At 62.8% G+C, this 21,739-nt stretch carries 16 protein-coding genes; 8 read left to right on the plus strand and 8 right to left on the minus strand.

Annotated features, from left to right (window positions below; translation table 11 throughout):
* Positions 1-3: 3 nt before the first annotated feature.
* Both ACYQ1Z_RS15235 and ACYQ1Z_RS15240 read left to right on the plus strand, forming a co-directional pair.
* Complete coding sequence (locus tag ACYQ1Z_RS15235) at positions 4-1,986, plus strand: flavin-containing monooxygenase (protein ID WP_459793389.1); 1,983 nt, start codon at positions 4-6, stop codon at positions 1,984-1,986.
* Entirely contained in the window at positions 1,983-3,395 is a 1,413-nt protein-coding gene (locus ACYQ1Z_RS15240) for a carboxylesterase family protein (protein ID WP_459793390.1), read from the plus strand. Before ACYQ1Z_RS15235 ends, ACYQ1Z_RS15240 begins: the two co-directional genes overlap by 4 nt.
* Positions 3,396-4,005: 610 nt before the next feature.
* On the opposite strand, the gene ACYQ1Z_RS15245 is transcribed toward ACYQ1Z_RS15240, so the two are convergent.
* The 5 genes from ACYQ1Z_RS15245 to ACYQ1Z_RS15265 form a co-directional block, all read right to left on the minus strand.
* On the minus strand, positions 4,006-6,015 hold the full coding sequence (locus tag ACYQ1Z_RS15245) for a flavin-containing monooxygenase (protein ID WP_459793391.1): 2,010 nt from the start codon (positions 6,013-6,015) through the stop codon (positions 4,006-4,008).
* Positions 6,016-6,124: 109 nt separating this feature from the next.
* Positions 6,125-6,916, minus strand: a complete 792-nt coding sequence (locus tag ACYQ1Z_RS15250; protein WP_459793392.1) for an IclR family transcriptional regulator — start codon at positions 6,914-6,916, stop codon at positions 6,125-6,127.
* A gap of 67 nt (positions 6,917-6,983) precedes the next feature.
* Entirely contained in the window at positions 6,984-8,576 is a 1,593-nt protein-coding gene (locus ACYQ1Z_RS15255) for a bifunctional 3-(3-hydroxy-phenyl)propionate/3-hydroxycinnamic acid hydroxylase (RefSeq protein WP_459793393.1), read from the minus strand.
* A gap of 3 nt (positions 8,577-8,579) precedes the next feature.
* Entirely contained in the window at positions 8,580-9,518 is a 939-nt protein-coding gene (locus ACYQ1Z_RS15260; RefSeq protein WP_459793394.1) for a fumarylacetoacetate hydrolase family protein, read from the minus strand.
* Between the two features lie 2 nt (positions 9,519-9,520).
* Positions 9,521-10,408, minus strand: coding sequence for a VOC family protein (locus tag ACYQ1Z_RS15265; protein WP_459793395.1), 888 nt, complete (start codon positions 10,406-10,408; stop codon positions 9,521-9,523).
* Positions 10,409-10,689: 281 nt separating this feature from the next.
* On the opposite strand from ACYQ1Z_RS15265, the gene ACYQ1Z_RS15270 reads away from it, so the two are divergent.
* The 3 genes from ACYQ1Z_RS15270 (at position 10,690) to ACYQ1Z_RS15280 (ending at position 14,058) form a co-directional block, all read left to right on the plus strand.
* The gene (locus ACYQ1Z_RS15270; protein WP_459793396.1) at positions 10,690-12,060 is read left to right on the plus strand and encodes an MFS transporter; all 1,371 of its coding nucleotides are present in this window, start codon (positions 10,690-10,692) and stop codon (positions 12,058-12,060) included.
* 37 nt (positions 12,061-12,097) lie between these two features.
* Complete coding sequence (locus ACYQ1Z_RS15275; RefSeq protein ID WP_459793397.1) at positions 12,098-12,667, plus strand: carboxymuconolactone decarboxylase family protein; 570 nt, start codon at positions 12,098-12,100, stop codon at positions 12,665-12,667.
* Between the two features lie 860 nt (positions 12,668-13,527).
* A complete protein-coding gene (locus ACYQ1Z_RS15280) occupies positions 13,528-14,058 on the plus strand; it encodes a YbhB/YbcL family Raf kinase inhibitor-like protein (protein ID WP_459793398.1) in 531 nt (176 codons plus the stop codon).
* A 1,239-nt stretch (positions 14,059-15,297) separates the two neighbouring features.
* Here the strand turns inward: ACYQ1Z_RS15280 and ACYQ1Z_RS15285 are convergent.
* From ACYQ1Z_RS15285 to ACYQ1Z_RS15295, 3 genes are all read right to left on the minus strand, one after another.
* A complete protein-coding gene (locus ACYQ1Z_RS15285; RefSeq protein ID WP_459793399.1) occupies positions 15,298-16,803 on the minus strand; it encodes an NAD-dependent succinate-semialdehyde dehydrogenase in 1,506 nt (501 codons plus the stop codon).
* A gap of 90 nt (positions 16,804-16,893) precedes the next feature.
* On the minus strand, positions 16,894-18,573 hold the full coding sequence (locus tag ACYQ1Z_RS15290; RefSeq protein ID WP_459793400.1) for a BCCT family transporter: 1,680 nt from the start codon (positions 18,571-18,573) through the stop codon (positions 16,894-16,896).
* Between the two features lie 117 nt (positions 18,574-18,690).
* Positions 18,691-19,641 carry a flavin reductase gene (locus tag ACYQ1Z_RS15295; RefSeq protein WP_459793401.1) on the minus strand — a complete coding sequence of 317 codons (951 nt, stop codon included), beginning with the start codon at positions 19,639-19,641 and terminating at the stop codon, positions 18,691-18,693.
* A 118-nt stretch (positions 19,642-19,759) separates the two neighbouring features.
* Between ACYQ1Z_RS15295 and ACYQ1Z_RS15300 the strand changes: the two genes are divergently transcribed.
* Genes ACYQ1Z_RS15300 through ACYQ1Z_RS15310 form a run of 3 tightly spaced genes read left to right on the plus strand, consistent with a single transcriptional unit; the run spans position 19,760 to position 21,734 of the window.
* Positions 19,760-20,467, plus strand: coding sequence for a GntR family transcriptional regulator (locus ACYQ1Z_RS15300; protein WP_459793402.1), 708 nt, complete (start codon positions 19,760-19,762; stop codon positions 20,465-20,467).
* 53 nt (positions 20,468-20,520) lie between these two features.
* Positions 20,521-21,186 (plus strand): amino acid synthesis family protein, encoded by a 666-nt coding sequence (locus tag ACYQ1Z_RS15305; protein ID WP_459793403.1) that lies wholly within the window; start codon positions 20,521-20,523, stop codon positions 21,184-21,186.
* Positions 21,183-21,734 carry an amino acid synthesis family protein gene (locus ACYQ1Z_RS15310; RefSeq protein ID WP_459793404.1) on the plus strand — a complete coding sequence of 184 codons (552 nt, stop codon included), beginning with the start codon at positions 21,183-21,185 and terminating at the stop codon, positions 21,732-21,734. Before ACYQ1Z_RS15305 ends, ACYQ1Z_RS15310 begins: the two co-directional genes overlap by 4 nt.
* The last annotated feature ends 5 nt before the right edge of the window (positions 21,735-21,739 follow it).

The raw sequence follows: 21,739 nt of genomic DNA on the forward strand, positions 1-21,739 counted from the left end.
AAAATGCCCAGCATGCAGGAAACGAGGTCCGACGTGATGCGGTTTGACGATCTCTACTGGGAAGCCAACTCAGAACCGATCGTCGAGGACGACGTCGAACTGGAAAAGATCGTTAACCAGGCGGAGCTTCCCGTCCTGCTCGCTGCCCTCGCGGCCGCCCTCGGTGATACCTCTTTCCTCAGCAGCGACCTGCAGCCACCCTTAACCCCGGGGGATACCCAGCCCCATCCGCACGGCGGCATGTCACCGGAGCAGCAGGAACGCGCCAAGGCGCTTGCAGTGGAGGGCCTACGGCAGCTCAGGGACAAGGAAATCACCAGCGTTGACCTGTTGGAAGACAACGCAGTAACGGACCTTCTCCGGTTCCTCACAGGTGGCCGAGAGCACTGGTACGCGTCACTGAAGCACGAACTCGACCTCGCCCAGGACAAAGGCGGAGCTCCTCAGTGGAATTTTGACGAGGTAGCTGACGGACGTGACTTCCCGGTGCTGATCATCGGTGCCGGAATCGCCGGGATTGCCGCCGCCTACCGCTATTCGCAGGCGGGTGTGCCTTTCGCGGTGGTGGAGGATGCACCCACCCTGGGCGGGACCTGGGCCAAGAACACTTACCCCGGTGTCCGCCTCGATACCCCCACGTTTGGATATTCGTATTCCTTCGCGCAGCGTGGTGACTGGCCACACCAGTTCGCCGAAGGTGGCGACGTTCTGGACTACGTCCGGGACGTGGCTGAGCGTGCAGGGCTGGTGGAATCCATCGAGTTCTCCACCCGGCTTGTCCGCTTGTTGTGGGACGAGGAATCCCGCACCTGGCAGGCGACCACGCGTCATAGCGGCGGGCAGGAGCGAGTCCGCACCTTTGCCGCCGTCGTCAGCGCCCTTGGTCAACTCGACCGGCCAAACATCCCCGATTTCCCCGGCGCGGAGCTGTACCGGGGCGTGACCATGCACTCGCAGGAGTGGTCGCATGACGTTGATTACCGCGGCAAGCGGGTGGCAGTCATCGGCACGGGAGCCAGCGCCTACCAGATTGTTCCGGCGCTGGCCGACGACGTCGCCGGACTGGTGCTCTTCCAGCGCAGCGCGCCGTGGATGCTGCCGGCTCCCAATTATCACGACGGCGTCAGCGACACCTTTGCGTGGTTGCGGCGCAAGGTTCCCCACTACGCACAGTGGTACCGCCTCTGGGTGACACTTCAGGGGATCCCTGGCCGCATTCATACCGTGACCGCCGAGGACGGATGGCAGGGTGCGCCGTTGAGCGTTTCAGCCAAGAACCAGGAAGTCCGGGAGGTGCTGATCGAGCGATTGAAGGAGCAGTTCGTCGATCGCCCGGAACAGTTGGAGAACGCCATCCCCAACTATCCGCCGGGGGCCAAGAGGATGCTGCGTGACAACGGAGTGTGGGCCGCAGCCCTGAAGTCCGAGCGCACCACGGTAGTCACTGCCGGGATCGACCGGTTCTCGGAAAAGGGGATCATCGACAAGGAGGGGGTTGAACACGAGGTGGACATCGTTGTCTTCGCCACCGGGTTCAAACCCTCGGATTACCTTGATGAGGTAGAGGTCATAGGCCGCGATGGGGTGGAGATCCATGATTTTTGGAAGGGTGATGCACGAGCCTACAACGGGGTCACCGTGCCCGGCTTCCCCAACTTCTTCCTGATCTATGGCCCCAACGTTGGTGGTGTGGTCGCGGGAAGCCTGCACTTCATGATCGAGCGGGCCGTTGAGTTCTCCCTCAAGGCCGTCTACGAGGTCCTGCAGCGTGGCGCCTCCGCCATCGACGTCAAACCGGCGGCGCTTCACCGCTTCGTGGAATGGGTCGACGCCGGGAACCGGCAAATGGCTTGGGGGCAGCCATACGTCCGCAGCTGGTATCAAAACGCGCACGGCCGGGTTTCGCAGGTATGGCCCTACACCAACGTGGAGTACTGGGAAGCGACAGAGACGGTCAAAGCGGACGATCACGAGTTCCTTGCATGACGCTTCTGGTAATCGACACCCCCGCAGGGGAGGTCCGGGCGAGTCTCTGCGCAGGAGTAGTGGACGCGCCCGGCCTCCGCTACGGGACGGCCGGTTCGAACCCCCGAACCGGTGAGGTAGCGATGGACTCTGCAGGTGTGCCACAAAGTAGCCCCGCGGCATTTCCACAAAGGCCGGGCGTGCTGGACGGACTGCTTGGAACTGCGCTGACCGAACTTGAACAGCATGAAGACGCCTTCACCTTGAGGGTCCAGGCGCCGGCCGATGCCCAGGGATTGCCGGTGCTTTTCTTCATCCCCGGAGGTGGTTTTACCACCGGTTCCGGCGAGAGCCGCTGGTACAACTCGGCCGATTTGGTGGGGAACGGGCGGTTTGTCCTGGTCACCGTCAACTACCGGCTTGGGATAACCGGGCACTTTGGTCCGCTTGGGAACCCATCCGAATCCACCAAACCCGTGCGGGACCTTCAAGCCGCGCTTGGCTGGGTCCGGGAAAACATCAGCGCCTTTGGGGGAGACCCTGCGAGGGTTACCTTGGCCGGGGATTCAGCTGGAGCCTGGTACGCGTATGCGCTGAGTACGGATCCGACTGTCCGCGGGTATGCGGCGCAAACACTGCTGATCAGCATGCCCCGCCTGGCGCCGCTGCCGGTAGAGGTGTGGCTCAGCCACCGCGCAGCCGTCCTTGAGGCCCTTGGAACGGATCTGCGGACTGCCTCCGTGCCCGCAATTCTCGACGCTCAGGAGACTGCGAGGACAGGGCTTCCGCCGTTCCCGTACATGCCCGCGGAATCGAAGCAAACTCCGGCCGACCTGGTGCGGTACGCCGTTTCAGTGCAACGGATCCACACCGAGGCGCTGCTCATAGTCACCACCGCTGAAGAGTCGGCCGCATTCCTCCGGAACCAACCACCCGGCAACTTCTCCGACGCGGCCCTAAAGGATTACCTGGAACGCACCTTCGCAGACCCTGCCCAGGCAGCCGAAATGCTGGAGGCCGACGGTGACAAGCCTGATGCTTATGTGCGCATGGTTCGGGCCGCGACCCTTGCCCAGTTCCGCATTCCCGCCTTGGAAATCGCCGCCCATTCGCCGGTACCAGCACAAGTTCTGCGGTTCAATCACCGCAGCAAGCTCGCCGGCGCCTATTCAGCGCATTGCTTCCCCCTGCCCTTCATCTTTGATGGGACCGCCCGGTGGCGGGATTCTCCCATGATGGTCCAGGCCGCGGAATCAGAAACCACGGCCGTGACAGAAGTGACGCGGGCGATGATTTCCCAGTTCGTGCACTCCGGCGTCACGGACGGTAACCGTTACCACGCGGAAAACCCGCTCGCCCTGACTGTAGACGCGCGCGGTATCCATCACGAGCAGGCACACGATGCCGTGCTGAAGGTGCGCGAGGGATAAAGCCCTCGAATGCAGTTGGCACTGGCGGCTGAGGGCTGCGTCGAAGTGAGACTTACAGCTAAATCGTGCGCTTCGCTGCTCACCTCGAAGGCACAACCGCTTCGCCACCTCCATAGGAGATAACAACGATGTATATCATTGCGGACATTGAAGCTCAGGAAAGAGCAATGCTGTATCAGCGGCTCAATGCCGCAGTAAGGGTGGGACTTCCGCCCATCGTCGCGACCAGCAGGTGGAACCACAGTTGGTCGATGGGTGCGGATCCTGGGAGGACAAGCTGATGCCTACTTGTAGGAACAGCAGCCCCGATAGCACGGGAATCTATTCCAGCGCCAGGGACAGGCATCCGCTGGTGGCTTGGACCTACCTTCGGCCAGGAGCGAGCGTTGCTCTCCAATTGCGTAAGGGACAGAAGCTCATCGGCATTGTGGAAACAGGTACACCGGATGGCCTCGTCATTTGGATAAGGACCGAGCTGAACGAGCGGAGAATGATCCATTTTCACGATTGCGCGTCCGTGCAGCTTCTGGACGGCGGATGCTGAAGGACGGATTGAGACGGGGGATCAAGTGCGGCGGGCGTTTCCTTGGCCCGCGGTTGCGCGCTTCGGTCATGACAGGAACTGGTAGTCGTCGGCCTCGACTTTCTTAGTGATGCGCCAATATTCAGTGGTCTTGAAAGGCCATACTTGTGACACCCTGTTGAAACGGTTCTTGTACCAGTTGGTCACATAGGGCTGGCCCCACGTCATGCGGCGGTTCTCGGCGTCCACCCACTCTATGTGACGGTCGAGTGCTTCCTGTTTCAGGTCAAGCGCGGCTTTGTCCCGCAGGAGGAGCTGGTGGATTGCTTCAACCGCGTACTCGGCCGCGCGTTCCATCATGATGTGCAGGCCGCCCGCGGCCACGCCGGTGGTGTTCGGGCCGAGCATCATGAACAGGTTCGGGAAATTGGGCACCGTGATTCCGGCGAATCCCTTTGCGTCTCCCTGCCAGTAGTCGTGGATCTCCAGGCCGCCGCGTCCAACGATCTCAATGGGATCCAGGTAATCGGAGGGCCGGAACCCGGTTGCGTAAATCACCACGTCTGTATCGATGTGTTCTCCCGCACCGGTTACCAGTCCGGTTGGGGTGAACGACTCCAGGCCGTCGGACACCACTGTGGTGACGGGTGCCATGAGCGCGGTGGCCCAGACGCCGTTGTCGCGGAGCATGCGCTTGGCCGACGGCGGGTAGTTGGGGATCGCTTTTTCTAGGAGGTCCGGACGGCCTTCGTATTGGAGCTCCATGCGGCGTAGGACCTCCTGGCGGAAGGCCTCGTTCCGGGGGCTGACGCTCAGGGGGGCCTTGTCCCATCCCTCCTCGGCCGTGGCGATGTTGATGCGGCCTTCGATGCCGAGGGCAGTGACCCAAAGGCGGAACCATTTGCCGTAATGGGGCACCTTGGAATGCAGCCAATTGGCAGTGTCCGACATCGGTTCGTGGTAGCTCTCGGCGGGGAGCATCCAAGGCGCGCTGCGTTGAAAGACGTGCAGGCGCTCCACCTGGTCGACGATTGCCGGGATGATTTGGTAAGCACTGGCGCCGGTACCGATCACGGACACCTTTTTGCCGCGCAGGTCCACGGAGTGGTCCCACTCCTGGGAGTGCATCTGTGCTCCCGTGAAGTGCTCCTGCCCGGGCCACGTTGGAATGTGGGGATGATCGAGCTGGCCTACGCAGGTGATGATGGCGTTGAAGCGGCGGGTCTGCCGGGTCCCGTCTGCGGATGAGGTGGTGGCTGTCCAGGTCCTGGTCACCTCGTCGAATTCCGCCTTCTCCAGCCGCGTGTGGAGTTCCAGTTCGTCCGCAAGCTTTGCGCGGGCCACCACTGTTTCCAGGTAGTCGAGGACTTCCTCGCCTTTCGCGAACTGATGAGGCCAGTCATCGCGCTGCGCGAAGGAGAAGCTGTATCCGTAGGTCGGGGTGTCCAGCCGGACGCCGGGGTAGTGGTTCTTCCACCAGGTCCCACCAACGCGGTGGGAGGATTCAATCCAGGTGTAGGGGAGGCCGGCTTCCTTCAGCCTGTATGCCGCAGCGATGCCCGAAACACCGGCGCCCACAATCAGCGTCTCAAAGGTCCGCCCTTGGGAAAGCTCTTCGAAAGACCAGTTGGCCGAACCGTTCCTCTTGGGGCTGATGAGTAATTCATGCTGCATTTCTCCCGCCCAGCTCGGATCGGTGCTGGTGCGCCCTCCGGTAAACCAGTCCAGGATGTAGTCCGCTTGCTCAGCGGTCAGTTCGTCTACGGTCCGGATGTCTTTATCGCGCAGGCGTCGCAGTCCTTCGAAGGCAATCTGCCGTCCGCGGGCAATCTGGTCCTCGTTCAGGCCTCCGTGGGGTTGCGTGGTAGCCCCCATTGGCGGCAACGGCGGGGAAAGATCCGGCTCCAGCAGCGACATGTCCTTCAGGGCCGCGGCCAGGGCGACCAGGAGGACAGGTAGTTCAGCACCTTCAACGAAGGCCCACAGCTCCTGGTCGGTCTCCGTAATCCGAGCGTATTCGTCTCTGCCGTAAAGGTCCCCGCAATGGATGGGCGAGGTCCGTTCGGTGGTGGCTGCCGGTGTGGTCATGGCATTCATGAGTTTCCTCCTGCACGCGCCTTTACGGCGCGGATTATTGACGACGTTGTCTTGGTCAGGAAAATAGCGCGGTTGTCCGCGCGGTTACTCTCGAGTTGAAGGGAGCCTGTCAGCCCCTGTGAAGGCGGAAATCTTCCGTGGCGGTGCGTACGGCTGCCACGATTTCCGTGATACGTGGTCTCATGCGCTCTGCAGGCCCGGAGACGGTCACTGCCCCCAGCACTTCCCCTTGACCGTCACGGACAACAGCACTGACGCCGATGACGCCCGGTTCGCTTTCCTCGTTGTTCAGGGCCCATCCGCGGTTAGAGATTTGGGCGAGTTCGGCAAGCAAGTGGTCGCGGTCGTGGATGGCCAGCTCGGTGCCGGTAGTCCAGCTCCGATCCCCTGAGAACATCCGATCCACTTCCTCCGGGGGAAGGGCTGCCAAGAGGCTTTTTCCAGCCGAGGTGATGTGGGCCGGAAGGCGGTGTCCCACCCGGGAGACGGCCCGGATGATGTGCGGGCTTTCCACGCATGCAAGGAACAACGCCTGGTCTTCCTTGAGCACCAGATAGTGGGCCGTTTCCCCGGTTTGCCGGGCCAGCCAGGCAAGGGTTGGCTCGATTTCGGTGCGGATGTCGCCCTTGTTCGTCAGCGCCTGCGCCAGTTGCATCAGCGCCGGACCCGCAACGAACGACTTGTCGGTCGGGTGGCGTTCCAGCAATCCGGCTTGGGCCAGGGTGGACACCATTCGGTGCGCCGTTGATCGTGCCGCGCCAAGTTCCTCAGCAACGTCGACGATGCGGATGCTGGACCTTGAACGCAGCATGAGGAGGGTGCGGGCGGCATTCTCGACCGACTCGATGGGGTACCGGTAGGCCGGATCCGTCGAGGACTCCTCGGGGACGGTGACGTTCATGGGGCTCAGCCTCTTCGTATGCGGGTGGTCTGTAGCCAGCATAGACAGACCTTGGACCGCGCCGGCACTACGCATGGACAGAACTTCCCACCAGCATGGCGGCCTCTTTATATGTGGCCAGCATCCGCGCCTCCCGGGTTATGTACGCGAGAAGCTTGTCAATGGAGTCCTCCAAAGCCCCCGCGCCCTTGCCGGCGTCGAACACGTACGCGTCCGGCCGGACCAGCACCCAGTCGGCGTCAGCGGCACCCAACCAATCCGCGAAGCGGCTTCCTTGCTCAACAAAGCTTCCTGGGGTGGTGTCACCCGGCCCCGCACAGATGGCGGCCACGGAGACGTCCAGCAGTTCCAAGTGATTCTTTGCGGTGGCAGACAAACCGTCCAGCACGTCCGGCTGAACCGTCAGCAACGTGAGGGAGGAAGGGAGGAGATCGTCCAAGAGGACGTCCGCGTCACCGGCAATGCGCGGTTGGACGGCCAGTCGACCGCCCAAGGGGCCGTCCACGAAACCGGCTCCGATTTGGGGCTGGAACGGCGGATTGGCCTCCGTTTGGGCCTCCAGTTTGCGGTCGCGTTCGGCCGCTTTGGCCGGATCCGTCTCGCAGACCATCTGGCCCACGCGGACAGATTCGGCGATGTACTCCGTCACGTGGGGTCGTCGGCTGTCGGTGTAGGCGTCCAGGAATTCAATCGGAGCGGTGCCTTTCAGCACGTTGTTGAGCATCCAGGACAGCGTCATGGCATCGCGCATTCCGCTGATCATCCCTTGGCCCATGAACGGCGGCATGAGGTGCGCAGCGTCGCCGGCCAGCAATACGCGGCCCCGGTTGAAGGTCGAGGCCACCAAGGACTGGAACGTGTACGTGGTGGACCGGAGGAGAGTGGCTGTCTCTGGCGTGATCCACCGACGCAGCTTGGACCAGACGTTCTCCGGCTTGGCTGCTTCCACGGGATCGGCGCCATCGACGATCATGAACTCCCAGCGGTAGTGGTCGCCACCCAGCCAGGCCATGTGCGAGGGTTGCGCGGGATCAAGCACCTGACCGGTGTCCGGGACCTTGGGGGCTTTGGCGCCCGCTTTCATTTCCACGTCGATAACCACCCAGGTTGCCTCGAATCCGAGGTCATCCCTCGCTATCCCCGCCTGCTCACGGACCAGGCTGTTGGCACCGTCCGCCCCCACAACGAAACGCGCACGGATAGGTTCGGTCCCGCCGTCGACCTTTAACTCAATCCGGTCACCGAGGTCGGAAATAGTCCGCACGTTAGTGGCCTGGCGAACGGTCACGCCTGGCGTTGACTTGGCCGTCGCATCGAAGATGGCCTCGATGTCCGGCTGGTAGAAGTGGTACGAAGATTCCCAGCCGCTTGGAGTTTCCCAGCCACGTGGCAGGTTGGACAGGACGCTAAGGTCGGCGCGGAGCAACAGGTATTCGCGCGCAGGGACAATTGCGTCGTTGATCTCCTTGGATATCGCCATCGCCTGCAGGATCCGCATCGCCTCATGGTCCAGGTGGCAAGCGCGGGGGAGGGGATACAGGCCGGCTTGCTTGTCCAGGACCAGTACCGACCATCCTTGACGTCCGAGCAGCGTGGCCAAAGTCTGGCCAACCGGGCCATAGCCCACGATCGCGACGTCATAGTTCGTGGCTGCGTCCATTTCCTACTCCACCCCCGGGCGGCGGAACGACGCCGGCTGCGGGGTCTTGGCCATGGTGGTGCGCTGGGTCCCGAGGCCCTCGATTTCGATCAGCACCTCGTCGCCGGCCTGTAGCCACGGAAACTCGCCCTCGCCGCGGGCGCGGCTCAGTTCAAGGATGCAGCCCGTGCCGCAGGTGCCTGAGCCGAAGACGTCCCCCGGGCGGACTTCGGTGCCGCGGCTCGCGTAGGAAACCATCTCCCCGAACGAGTAGTGGACCTCAGCCCAGTTGGCCCGGGAGTATTCGACGCCGTTGACCTTGAGGAACATAGCCCGGTCATAACCCGTATCCGTCCGGTACGGCTCCAGCTCGTCCTTGGTGACGAGCCAAGGGCCGAGTGATGTGGCTGTGTCTTTGCCTTTTACGGGCCCCATCGAAAGGAGCATTTCCTCGTGCTGGAGGTCGCGGCCGCTCCAGTCGCAAAGGATGCTGTAGCCGATGATGGCGTCTTCGCCTTCCTCAGCCGTGAGGTCCTGCCCGCCCTTGCCTATAACAGCGGCAACCTCGAGCTCGTAATCGAAGCGTTCAGATCCCGGAGTCATGGGGATTTCGCCTTCACCCTTGAAGTTGTAGGGGTTGGAGAAGTAGAAGACCGGGATCTTGTACCAGAGCGGATTCATCTCCAGGCCCCGCGATTCCCGACCGGCCTTGACGTGCTGTTCGAAGGCATAGAAGTCGCGGAACGTGGGTGGCGTGGCAATGGGGGAGAGGTTGCGGACCGTTGAAGGATCGACGACGGCGCCGGCCTGGATTGCTCGTTCGCCCGCCTTCCGCAGGGCTTCTTCGCCCTCCTGGATTAGGTCGAGCAGGTCATGGTGGCCTTCGATGACGCGGTACGTGTCGTCAACAACGACGCCGACCCGAGGCAGTTCGCCTTCGCTGGTGAATCGAACGAACTTCATGGTCAGCGTCCTCGCACCAGCAGGGTGTTCTGGCGGTACTTGGACGGCGTGGGGGCCAATCCCAAGGCGCGGAAGCCTTCGGGGAGGTAGTCGTTCCACTGGTTCCACCACACTTCGCCGTCTTCCCAAACGACTGGTTCGCGGTTGTCGTCATAAATTTGTTCGATGTCCGTGTAGAGCTCTACCACGTTTCCGGAATGCTCCTTGTAGTAGCAGGCAATGTTGTTGCCTGCACCGTGCCGGACCGGACCCCACAGCAGTTCACGGCCCAAGGCGTGGAGGCGGTCTCCGGCTTTGGTGAGGTCGCTGACGCCCTGGACCTCCCAGGCGTGGTGGTGGAATGTGCCGCGACCTTGCAGCACGGCGATGCCGTGGTGTTCGGTGTTGCAACGCAGGAAGTAGCCCCGTGAACCGCCGGTGCCGATCACGTCGGAAATCCGGAAGTCGAGGACCTTGGTCAGGAATTGCACCATTCCGTAGTGGTCCTGCGGATGGAAGTTGAAGTGGCCGTAGCGGTTCGGACCGAAGCCCTTGGGGGCGATGCCGGCCTTCTGCAGGCCCAGGGAAATTTCGAAGGCGAAGCCCTCCGGGCCGATGAACGTGAAGCCGTCCTCTACGCCTTCTCCGGTGGGCTTCTCGGAGACGACCAGGAAGCCTTCGTCCTCCACCCGCCGTCGTATATCCCTGAGCGCATCGCCGTTCGCGGCGATTAGTCCCAAGGCTTCCAAGCCATCGACGTCGGACTCGACGTACGTCAGTTCGTGGTGCACGTCTGCGGCGGCAAGGTAGGAGACGCCGTCGTTCCGCTTGGTTTCGCGCAGACCTAGGATCTGTGTTGCGTCGAAGACGGACTGTTCAAGGTTGGAGGTCCGGATTGATACCGGTCCCATTTCGGAAATTGCGCCCCAAGACATTTGGTTCTCCACATCTGGCTGAGTCGGTTCTGCCTGTTCCGTTGGGTAGAACATGATCTGTTCTGCGGATGTTACGAGGACGCTAGCAGCTTTGGCTCTGGAGTTGCAAGCCTTTTCTGCGGTGCGAAATTCGGGGCTTGTGCGGCAACTCACACTTCCAGTAGCGTGTGGTCATTCCTTCAAGCAGAACTTGTTCTGCTCTGCAAAACTTTATTGATTTCCCCTCTACAAAGATGTGACTTGGGAAAGGACATGACATGACAGAACGCACGTCTATGCTCAGCTCGGAGCTGCCCAGCAGCTCCAGAGATCGCCGACGCGTGGTCTTCGCGACTGTTGCCGGCACCACCATCGAGTGGTACGACTTCTTCCTTTACGCCACCGCCGCGGGCCTGATCTTCACCAAGATCTACTTCGAACCCGCCGGAGAAGCCGCGGCGCCGCTTCTGGCGTTCCTGACAGTCGGCATCAGCTTCTTGTTCCGACCGCTCGGTGCTTTCCTCGCCGGGCACTTCGGTGACCGCTACGGCCGCCGCGTTGTTCTGATGGCCACCCTGGTATTGATGGGTGCTTCGACCGCGCTGATCGGTTTGTTGCCGACCTATGACTCCATCGGACTGGTGGCTCCGATCCTGCTGGTTCTCTTGAGGATCCTGCAGGGCATCTCGGCAGGCGGCGAGTGGGGAGGCGCCGCACTTCTGGCCGTCGAGCACGCTCCGACGCACAGGCGTGGCATCTTCGGAGCCTCACCGCAGATCGGCACTCCCCTGGGACTGCTGCTGGCATCGGGCATGTTGGCCACAATGACACTGATCGCTCCCGGTGACGCTTTCCTTGAGTGGGGATGGCGCGTTCCGTTCATCCTTTCCGTGGCACTGATCGTCATTGGCTACTACATCCGGCGCAAGGTGGATGAGAGCCCGGTGTTCAGCGAACTGGCCGAACGTAAGAAGGAATCCCGCGCGCCGATCGTCGAACTCTTCAAGAATCACTGGCGTTTGGTCCTGTTGGCGGCTTTGATTCCTGCCGCAAGCCAGGCTTCCGGCTACATGACTACAGGCGGCTACATCCAGCGCTACGCCACCGACCCCGCGGGCCCCGTTGGTTTGAACGCCGGGGAAGTCCTCTGGGTGGTCACTGCCTCGGCCATTTCCTGGCTGATTTTCACCCTTGTTGGCGGAGTGCTTTCGGACAAGATCGGGCGTCAAAAGACGATGCTCCTCGGGTGGCTCCTGCTCGCCGCGGCGCTGCTCGTCCTCTTCCCGCTGGTAAACACCGCCTCGACGGTAGGGCTCTTCGCCGGACTGACCATGCTAACCGTTGGCCTGGGACTGGTCATCGGCCCCTTGTCGGCGCACTACACAGAGATCTTCCCCGCGACAGTTCGCTTCTCCGGGGTTTCCATCGCCTACGCGCTGGGCGCCATCGTTGGCGGTGCTTTCGCTCCCACCATCGCACAGGCCTTGGTGCAAGCCACTGGGTCCACCGGCGCCGTGACTGTCTACCTGGAAGTGATGGTGGTGGTGTCCATCGTCGCCACCCTCCTGGTCCGCGACCGCACGGGGGTACCGCTGGGCGCAGAAGCGGAGGAACGGGTTGAAAGCCCCATCCACGGAGTCAACGCTTAAGATGCTGCGGCGCACGGACAGCCCACGGCCGGATCAGATGGAGCCGGACCAGAAGAAGCTGTATGAAGCCATCACACAGGGCGCCCGGGCCCAAGGCCCGCAGCACTTTGCCCTGACGGATGAGCAAGGTCGTCTCAACGGACCGTTCGGCGATTTCCTGTTGTCGCCGTCGGTCGGGATGGCGCTCCAAGGGGTTGGTGCCGCGCTGCGTTACGAAACCAAATTGACCGGCCGGGCGCGTGAACTCGCCATTCTCCTCGTCGCGGCCCGCCATCACTCAACCTTCGAGCGGGAGTCGCATGAGGCCATAGCGCGGGCCCTCGGGTTTACCCGGGATGAGTTGGAAGCCATCCGACGGGAAGATGTGACCTCTTTCGAGGGCGTTGAGTCCCTGGTTGGCCGTACGGTCCTGGCGCTGCTCGACGGAGACCTCGGTGATTGCGCTTGGAGCGAGGCGCAGGATGTACTCGGCCAGCGCACGGTCTTCGAAGTGGTGACTTTGGTGGGTTACTACTCAACCCTGGCACTGCAGCTCCGCGTATTCCGGGTGGATCCCGTGTGCCTGCGGACAACCGATCCAAGAGGGTCGCTACCGGTCGCTGATTGAGCATCACAGGATGTCAACCAGCACTTAACCACGGGCCCACGCAGAGCCTCGGAACGGCTCTCCGTTCCGAGGCGACGCCGCGTTCGCCCATTTCAGCGTCGCGCTGTCAAGAATGATGGTCGGGAAGGCGAGCGGACATAGCCCAGGTCCATGACCGGCGATGTTCGGTCCTCCAGCCGGCTGATGACCCATGCGCGGCTCCCCGAGGAAACGTCGTTGATCACAGCAAACGGTCGACCCGGTCAGCGCCGGAACTTCCTACAGTTGCTGCTGCTCATGTCTCAGTCGGAGTTTCGCAGCTACTTCTACTCCTGTTACTTGAACGCCGATAATGGTGATTCCGTCAACCTGATCAGGCTCGGACAAGCTGGCGGTGGCGACTCTATTCCGTCAACAGTTGCAAAAGGGCCCTCTTTTTCGTGGCCCCAACTATCCCACCGCGTTATCTCATGAGAGTCGCGTTCTGTGTAGTAGACGGATTTGAATGGGACGCAAAGGATCTTGAACGGATGCATCCCCACAGGCAGCGTGCAATACGGTGCGGACTTGTCTGCATTGTGGGTGGCACTCCCGCCACACTTCAAGGACCCCGATCCCGTCGCCAAGCGTGTTTCACAGCAGGTCATCATCCGACCTGTCCGGCTTTCCCGGACGGGAGCACCGTTTCCGTTTTCTGCAGTGGCTCTGACGGCATGGGGGAGTACGGGCAGATGTTTAGTCCCGCGGTGCATTGTTTACCCGTATCGTGTTAGCACCAAACTCAGATTCAGGATTGGGCCAGCGCCGGTATGAAAGCCGTCAGTGGCCTCGTTTCGATTGAACTGACTGGTGCGGAGCTTGAAAGCAACTGAAAGGCAGCCATGAAAACGCGTGATCCATTTGCACCAACATCCGGGATCGAGTCCTTCGAAGTCATCAGCGAATCCTTCGAGGATGGCCAGGTTCTTCCGGAAGCCCAACGCAGCGCCGTTCTGGGAGCTGGCGGCCGGGACGAATCGCCCCAGCTCACTTGGTCGGGCGCGCCCGAGGGAACCAGGAGTTACGCAGTCACCGTCTTCGACCCCGATGCCCCAGACGGGGGCTACTGGCATTGGGCTGTGGTGAACATCCCGGCAGACATCACGTCCCTCCAGGCCGGTGCAGGTTCCCGGGACAACTCCCGGTTACCCTCTGGTGCAGTGCAATTGAAGAACGATGCCGGATTTGCCGGTTTCGTGGGAGCTGCCCCTCCTCCCGGGCACGGTCAGCACCGGTATTTGGTGGTGGTTCATGCCGTGGATGTTGAGCGGCTGGACCTTCGCATTGATGACACCCCGGCCGCCCTGCAATCCGCGCTGTCCACCCACACCTTGGGCCGGGCGAGGCTGACGGGGACCTTCGAACGCCGCTAGGGCATGTCTCCTAAGCCCTGAGGCGGTTGCCCGGAATGCGTGAGGGTGTCTCGTGATTCTATGTTTTGACTGATGGGCAGTAGAGCCTTAATTAGCCGTTGCTGCCGTCTTCTATTGGTCGCCGGGGTCGCCCAGTCGGGGACGACTGGTGGGTGGTCTTTGGCCTTGTATACCGATACCGCTGCGGGATCGCTTGGCGGGATGTGCCGGCCGAGTTGGCCCGAACGCTGCCGCCCAGATTTCCTGGCATCTGCTGCCCCGGTAATCCTCCAGCCGCCCCGAAAGGGGGTGTGGTCCACACTTTTCGTCTCGTGCTGGGCCAAACAGCCTTCGGACTGGCTTGGAGTCCCATGTATTCGCGGCTTCCCAGCGTTTGCAGGGGGTGGAATGTAGTTCGAGTCCCACCTCGGGCACAGTGGATTCCCTCGTCAGAGGGCTTTCTTGCTTTGACGTGTGTACAAAGCTTGATCCGGGGCGCCTCTGGTGCTGGAAGTGCGGGTTTTGGCCTGACGCCTTCGGCGCCATCGACCACCAGTTGCTCTCTTGGTTCACCGGCACAGAATGCATCAGCACGTCACTCAAGACGCACCCCATCCAGCCCAAACTGACATACGGCACCACCCAGCAGGGGCCACTTTTTGGCAGGACAAACGCGGGCCGCTCTCGCCGGTGCGCCTACCCACGGCAATGAACGCCCCGTGGCACTTATGCCGCAGTCATGTTGTTCCCGTTCCCCGGCGCATGAATAGGTGTAGGCCTCCCCGGGCCCAGCCGTCACCACCGGAATGAGGGCCGCAAAACCTCCAGCTCAGCACACGGAAGTCTCGATCAGCCAGGGACCTCGACCTGCCACCCCACACACCTGCATAAGCTCCGCGGCAGCCAGTCAACCGCCTCGAGCATAGGCAGAGGATCTGGCACCGCATTTCCAGCATTCACTTGCGCGACGCCTGCCACGAACTCGCAGGATTGAAGCCGAACGATCTACGAACGCGCTACTTGTTGCTGCCTTTCACGCAGGCAGCGGCGGGCCAGGCTCTTGCTCAGCCCAGTTCGCTTTGCGAACTGTAGGAGGTCAGTCCGACTGGTCCCGGAGCTATCTTGGTCGTCGAGGAAGGTGGCGACCCGCTGCAGGGCCCACTTGGGCAGTTCGGGCTATAAACCTCACTTGTACCCTTCAGATGCACGTCGCGGCAGGAACCCCGGGAAACCGGGGTTCCTGCCCGTGAAAGTGCGGTGCTAGCCGGCGTAGGGGTCGGCGATGCCGATGTATTGGGTGGTGGTGTATTCGGCGATGCCTTCACTGCCGCCTTCGCGTCCGAGGCCGGATTGTTTTACGCCGCCGAAGGGTGCTGCGGCGTTGGAGATGACGCCGGCGTTGAAGCCGACCATGCCGAACTCGATCTGCTCGGCCACCCGCAGGAGCCGGTTGAAATCCTTGCTGTAGAGGTAGGACGCGAGCCCGTACTCCGAAACGTTGGCCAGTTTGATGGCCTCGTCTTCGGTGCTGAAGGTGGTGACGGGGGCGACGGGTCCGAAGATTTCCTGTCCCAGGATCGCCGCGTCATTGGGGACGTCGGCGAGGACGGTGGGCTGGTAGAAGTACCCCGGCCCGTCCACCGGCGCACCGCCGGTGACGGCCACCGCCCCGGCCTCGACGGCGGCACTCACCAAAGCGTGCACATCGTCCCGGGCACCGCCGTCAATGAGGGGTCCGACCTTGGTCCCAGGGTCGGTGCCGCGGCCGGTGGTCAGGGCACCCATCGCGGCAGCGAACTTCCGGGTGAACTCCTGCGCGACGGACTCGTGGACAAGGAACCGGTTGGCGGCAGTGCAGGCTTCGCCCATGTTCCGCATCTTCGCCGCCATCGCACCTTCAACAGCAGCGTCGAGGTCTGCGTCCTCGAACACAATGAACGGCGCGTTCCCGCCCAGCTCCATCGAGGTGCGCAGCACGTTCTGCGCCGCGTCCGCCATCAGGCGTTTCCCCACCGGGGTGGATCCGGTGAAGGAGACCTTCCGCAGCCGGGAGTCCTTCAGCAACGGCCCGGACACACCCGACGCCGAAGCGGAGGAGACAACGTTCAAAACCCCGGCGGGCAGGCCCGCATCCATCATGGTCTGCGCAAAGTACTGTGCCGTAAGCGGGGTCAGCTTCGCGGGCTTCAGCACCATGGTGCAGCCGGCCGCGACGGCGGGGGCGACTTTGCGGGTGGCCATCGCGAGGGGGAAGTTCCAGGGGGTGATCAGCAGGCAGGGTCCGACGGGTTTGTGCTGGACCAGGATCTTGTTCTTGCCCTCAGGCGTGGTGAGGTAGCGGCCGTAGTCGCGGACGGTCTCCTCGGAGAACCAGCGCAGGAACTCCGCCCCATACGTCACCTCGCCCCGCGCCTCGGCCAGGGGTTTGCCCATCTCCAGGGTCATCAGCAGCGCGAAGTCCTCTCCCCGCTCCGTCACGAGGTCAAAAGCCCGGCGAAGGATCTCCGCCCGCACCCGCGGTGCAGTCCGTGCCCAGGACGCCTGCGCCGCATCAGCCGCATCCAGCGCGGCGAGCGCGTCCTCGCTCGTGGCCGAGGCGAGGGTGGCGAGGACCTTCCCGGTGGCAGGGTCGTGCACATCGAACGTGCCGCCGTCGGACGCGCCCACCCACTCACCGTTGATCAGCAGACCGGTCGGGACGGAGGCGAGCAAGGACGCCTCAAGCTCGGGCGAGACGGCAGGGGTGAGGGGAGGGGCAATGGTCACGGGTGCTCCTTCGGGAAGAAGAGGTCATGGAGAGGTGGTTGAGCTCGTCGTATGAGGTTTCGACGAGCTCAACCACGGGGGTTTTCAGCGCTATGCCTGGGGCGGGAGGTAGCGGTTGAGGTCGCCGCGGGTGACCCGCCGGGTTTGGTCGAACTGGGGGTCGTTCCGGAGTTCCTTGACCAGTCCCACGCCGAGGAGGGCGACGATGACGGTGAACGGCAGAGCTGAGAGCATGGCTGCCTGCTGGAGGGCGCTAAGGCCGCCAACAATGAGGAGTACCACTGCGCAGAGGCCGGTCAGCAGTCCCCAAGTGGTCAGGACGGGCTTGGTGGGGTTGAGCGTTCCGCGGGAGGACATCATGCTGAGGACAAAGGTGTTCGCGTCGGCGCCGGAGACGAAGTACATCACCACGAGGAAGATGGCCACGATGGACGTCAGCCCGGAGAGCGGCAGTTCGGCCAGGGTGGCGAAGAACGCGGAGTTGACGTCCTCGAGGGCGGCGGCGCCGATCTGGCCGCCGTTTTCCATGTCGAACTTGATGGCGGAGCCGCCGAAGATGGTGAACCAGGCGAAGAACACGACGCTGGGAACGATCATGACGCCGGCGACGAATTCGCGGACGGTGCGTCCCCTGGAGATCTTGGCCAGGAACACGCCGACGAAGGCACCCCAGCTGAGCCACCAGGCCATCATGAAGTAGGTCCACCACTGCATCCACTGGACGTCTTCCGGGGTGCTCGGGGTGAGCAGGCTGACGGCGAAGAACTCGCTGGCGTACTGTCCCAGGGAACGGAAAAAGAGGTTGGAGATGAAGTTGGTGGGGCCGGTGAACAGGACGTAGAGACCCAGGCCGGCCGAGAGGACCATGGTGGTCTGGCTGAGGTACTTGATGCCCTTATGGACTCCGGAGAGCGCGGAGAGGGTGAAGATCACGGTGATGACGGCGATGATGATGATCTGGCCCAAGAGGCTGGACGGAATTCCGAAGACCCTGCTGACCCCTTCGCCGATCTGGGAGGCACCCAGGCCGAGCGAGGTGGTGGTGCCGAAAAGGGTGGCGATGATGGCGAAGACGTCGATCATCTTGCCGAACCAGCCGTCCACGAGCTTGCCGAAGACGGGGCGGAGCATGGGGGAGACCAGGCCGGCGTTGCCGCGGCGGTGGGTGGAGTAGGCGATTGCGAGGCCGAAGACCCCGAACACTGCCCAGGCATGGGGGCCCCAGTCGAAGTAGGAGAACTGCATGGCGCGGACCGCGGCTTCCATGGTGCCGGCCTCGGCAAGGCCGTGCGGCGGGGAAGCGAAGTGCGAAATGGGTTCGGCGACGCCGTAGCTGATCAGGCCGATGCCCATGACGGCTGAGAGGATCATGGCCAGCCAGGACCAGGTGCTGAAGTCAGGGCGGGCATCGTCCGCCCCAAGCCGGATCCGGCCAAACCGGCTGATGGCGATGTACACCAGGAGCCCGATGCAGCCGAGGGTCACCACAAGGTAGCTCCAGCCAACGCTTTGGGCCACCCAGTCCATGGCGGTGGTCATCACGGCGCTGAGGCTGTCAGGGGAGAGGGAAGCCCATGCGGTGAAGGCACCGATGAGTCCGACGGATGTCCAAAAGACGGCGCCGGGTTTGCCCCGGAGGCGGTCCGCTTTCGCGAGGGGTGTCTCGACGACCGGTCCGTTTCCGTTGGGGGAGTTGATGATGATTGGGCTTCCGCCCGTGCCGGAGCTTTTCGTTTCCATCAGGTCCTCGGCATTTTGTGTGTGGGTCATGGGGTTCTCCAGATGCAACGCTGCATGGGTTGGAAGTTGATGGTGCCCTTGGGGGGATGGTGGTGTGCCCTGGCCCGGCCGGGGTGGCGGTGCCGTGGGCGCTGATGCACGTGGCGGTCAGAGTTCCTCGAGCTGCGCACCGTCGAAGAAGTGGCCTGCTTTGTAAATCATTGGAGCTGTTTGGGCGACCTCGGCGTGCCGGACCCGGCCGACGAAGATGGTGTGGGTCTTGGCCTGGAAGCGTTCCTTGATCTCGGCCTCGAGGGAAGCCGCTGACCCGTCGATGAGCGGGACGCCGTTGGGGCCGGCGTGCCATTCCAGGTCAGCGAACTTGTCAGGGTTCTTCGAGGCGAACGTCTTCACCGTGCCGAGCTGGTTGTTGCTGAGGATGTTGATCCCGAAGTGGGATGACTGGAACAGGGCGGGGTAGGTCGACGACGTCTTTTGGACGCAGACGAGAACGAGCGGGGGGTCCAGGGAGATCGAGGCGTAGGAGTTGGCGGCCAGGCCCTTGGGGGTGCCGTCTTCATCAACGGTGGTGACGACGGTGACGCCGGTGATGAACTGCCGGTTGAATCCCTTCATGATGTCCAGCGGGAGGTTGCCGGAAAGATTGTCGACGACGACTTCCGGGGTTTCGTCCTCGAAGGCGGAACCGAGGGAGGGGATGCCGACGTGGGCGAGGAGTTCGACGGCGTCCCAGGTCACCTGTTCGTGGGCGATCCGTCCGTGGCGGAGGGTCAGGGCGTTGGAGCCTCGGGTTTCCACGACACGGCCTGTGGGCGGGACACCCCGCAGCGGGTGGGTGAAGGTTCCGGTGGACTTCCAGAAGATGGCCATCTCGTCACCGTTGGCGATGACCTTCTCGATGCGGGTGGTCAGATCCGGGAAAGCGGCCCGCACATCAAGGATCTCCTGCTGCAGCTCCTTCAGTCCCGACACCTTTTTCGTGCCGGTGCTCTCGCGCTGGTAGTCGGTGGTGACGATCGCGTCGAATGCGGTGACATCACCCTCGTCCCAAGCTGCGGTCCAGGCGGCGGTCACGGCGTCATTGAGTGTTTCTTGCATGCCACAAAGGTAGAACCAGAGTGTGATCCACGTCAATAGGGGCGGGAAGACTCCGAAGAACTAGCGAAATTGCGGGAGGTCCTTGACGTCTTTGTTGTATGCAACGTACTTTTGATGCATGCAAGAAGTCATTCAGTTGCGAAAAGGCGCCCAGGCGTCCGCCACCCAAGCCAGCCTGTTGGACAAGCTGCGTAAGCTGGTCCTCAGCGGTGAGTACCCTCCGGGCGCACCTCTGCCGGAGTTGTTCCTGGCTGAAGAGTTCGAGGTGAGCCGGACGCCGGTACGCGAGGCGCTCAAGCAGCTGGAAAACGAGGGCCTTGTGGAGATCCGGCCCAAGGTGGGAACCTTCGTCCGCATCCCGACGCGCCGCGAGATCGTCGAACTTTTCCAGCTGAAGGAAAGCCTGGAAGGCCTGGCCGCAAGCCTCCTTGCCCGACGCGGTCCGGTTCCGGAACTGGAAACCCTCAAGCGCAACATCGAAGAGTCCGAACGTGCCGAACGCCGCGCGGACACCGCTAAATATGCCGAACTCGTCCACGAGTTCCACTGGACAATCGTCGAAGGTTCGGACAACTCGAAGCTGGTGGAGCACTACGGGCGCCTCATGAACCAGCTCGCCTACCACCGGATTGTGCTTGAAACCGTTGAACGGCCCGCCCGCATGCGCGCCTCAATCCGCGAACACCAGTCCGTCGTGGACGCCCTCCTTGAAAAGGACCCGGTTGGCGCCGAACTTGCCATGCGCGGCCACGTGAATGCCTCCAGCCTCGCGGCGTCGCGCGGCGCAGACGCCGGTACTGCCGTCGGCGCCGAAAAAGACGCTTAGCCGCCGAAAGGAATCCCATGACTTCCACCAACTACCCAAAGAAGGGTTGAACCGTGTCCGAGACCATCACCCCCATCGCTGAGGGAACCAACCCGGCCTCCGCGATCGAAGACCTCGCCCGGGAACTCGGGGTCCGCAAGGTCACCGTGTTGACGGAAGAAACCCTTCGTGACGGCGCAGGAGCCCTGCCAACCAGCGTGACCCGGGCTGCCGCTGCCGCCGTCATCCGCAACCCCTGGAGCGGTTCGAGCGTTGCGACTGACCTTGCGCCTGAAACCGAACGCATCGCTCCCGTCCTCGCGAAAATCCTCACCGACCGCCTCACAGCCGCCCTCGGAGGAGCCGGCGAGATCGAGGCCTTCGGCAAGTCCGCCGTCGTCGGCCTTAAGGGCGAGGTTGAGCACGCCGCAGCACTGATCCACACGCCGTTCTTCGGAAACCTGGTCCGCGAGTTCCTCGAAGGCACCTCGATCCTGTCCTTCTCGGATGACCGGGCAGAACCCGGATCCACTATCGCCGTCCCGATGTGGCACAAGGAAGCCGCATCCACGCGAAGCCACTACCAGACCTTGACGTTGAACCTGAGCGATGCGCCACACCCCGATGAAATTGTCGTGGTCGCGGCCGCCTCAACCGGTTCGCGCCCGCATCCACGCATCGGTGACCGCACCACCGACCGCCCCGTAACCGCCCAAATCCTGGAGGGAATCCTGCCGTGAATATCCGCAAAATCGTTACTCTGTCCGAAGAAATCCTGACCGAAGGCGGCCGTCCCGTGAGCCCGGGCGCACGCGTTGCGATCGCCGTAGCCGTCGTTGAAAATCCGTGGGCCGGCCAAGGTTTCGTCGAGGATCTCAGTGCCGGCATCGACGCCACCGCCTCCGACCTCGGCAAACTCCTGACGCCCAAGGTGATTGAAGCGCTCGGCGCACCCGTCGAGGCCTACGGCAAAGCGGCCATCGTCGGGATCGAAGGCGAGATCGAGCACGGCTCGGCGTTGATCCACACGCTGAAGTTCGGCGATCACTACCGCAAGGCCACGTCCGCCACCACGCTGCTGCCCGCCGTCGAAAAGCGCGCACCGGCCGGCACCGTCTTCGACATTCCGATGAAGCACATCACCGACGCCACCATCCGCTCGCACCACCAGAGCGTGGAAGTCCGCATAGCCGACGCCCCCCACCCCGGTGAAATCCTCATTGCCTTGGCCGCCTCCGCCCAGGGCCGGCCGCAGGAGCGCCTGGCGCCCCTGTCCACGGAGCAGTGACCCAA

The sequence above is a fragment of the Arthrobacter sp. AD-310 genome, from assembly GCF_054656615.1.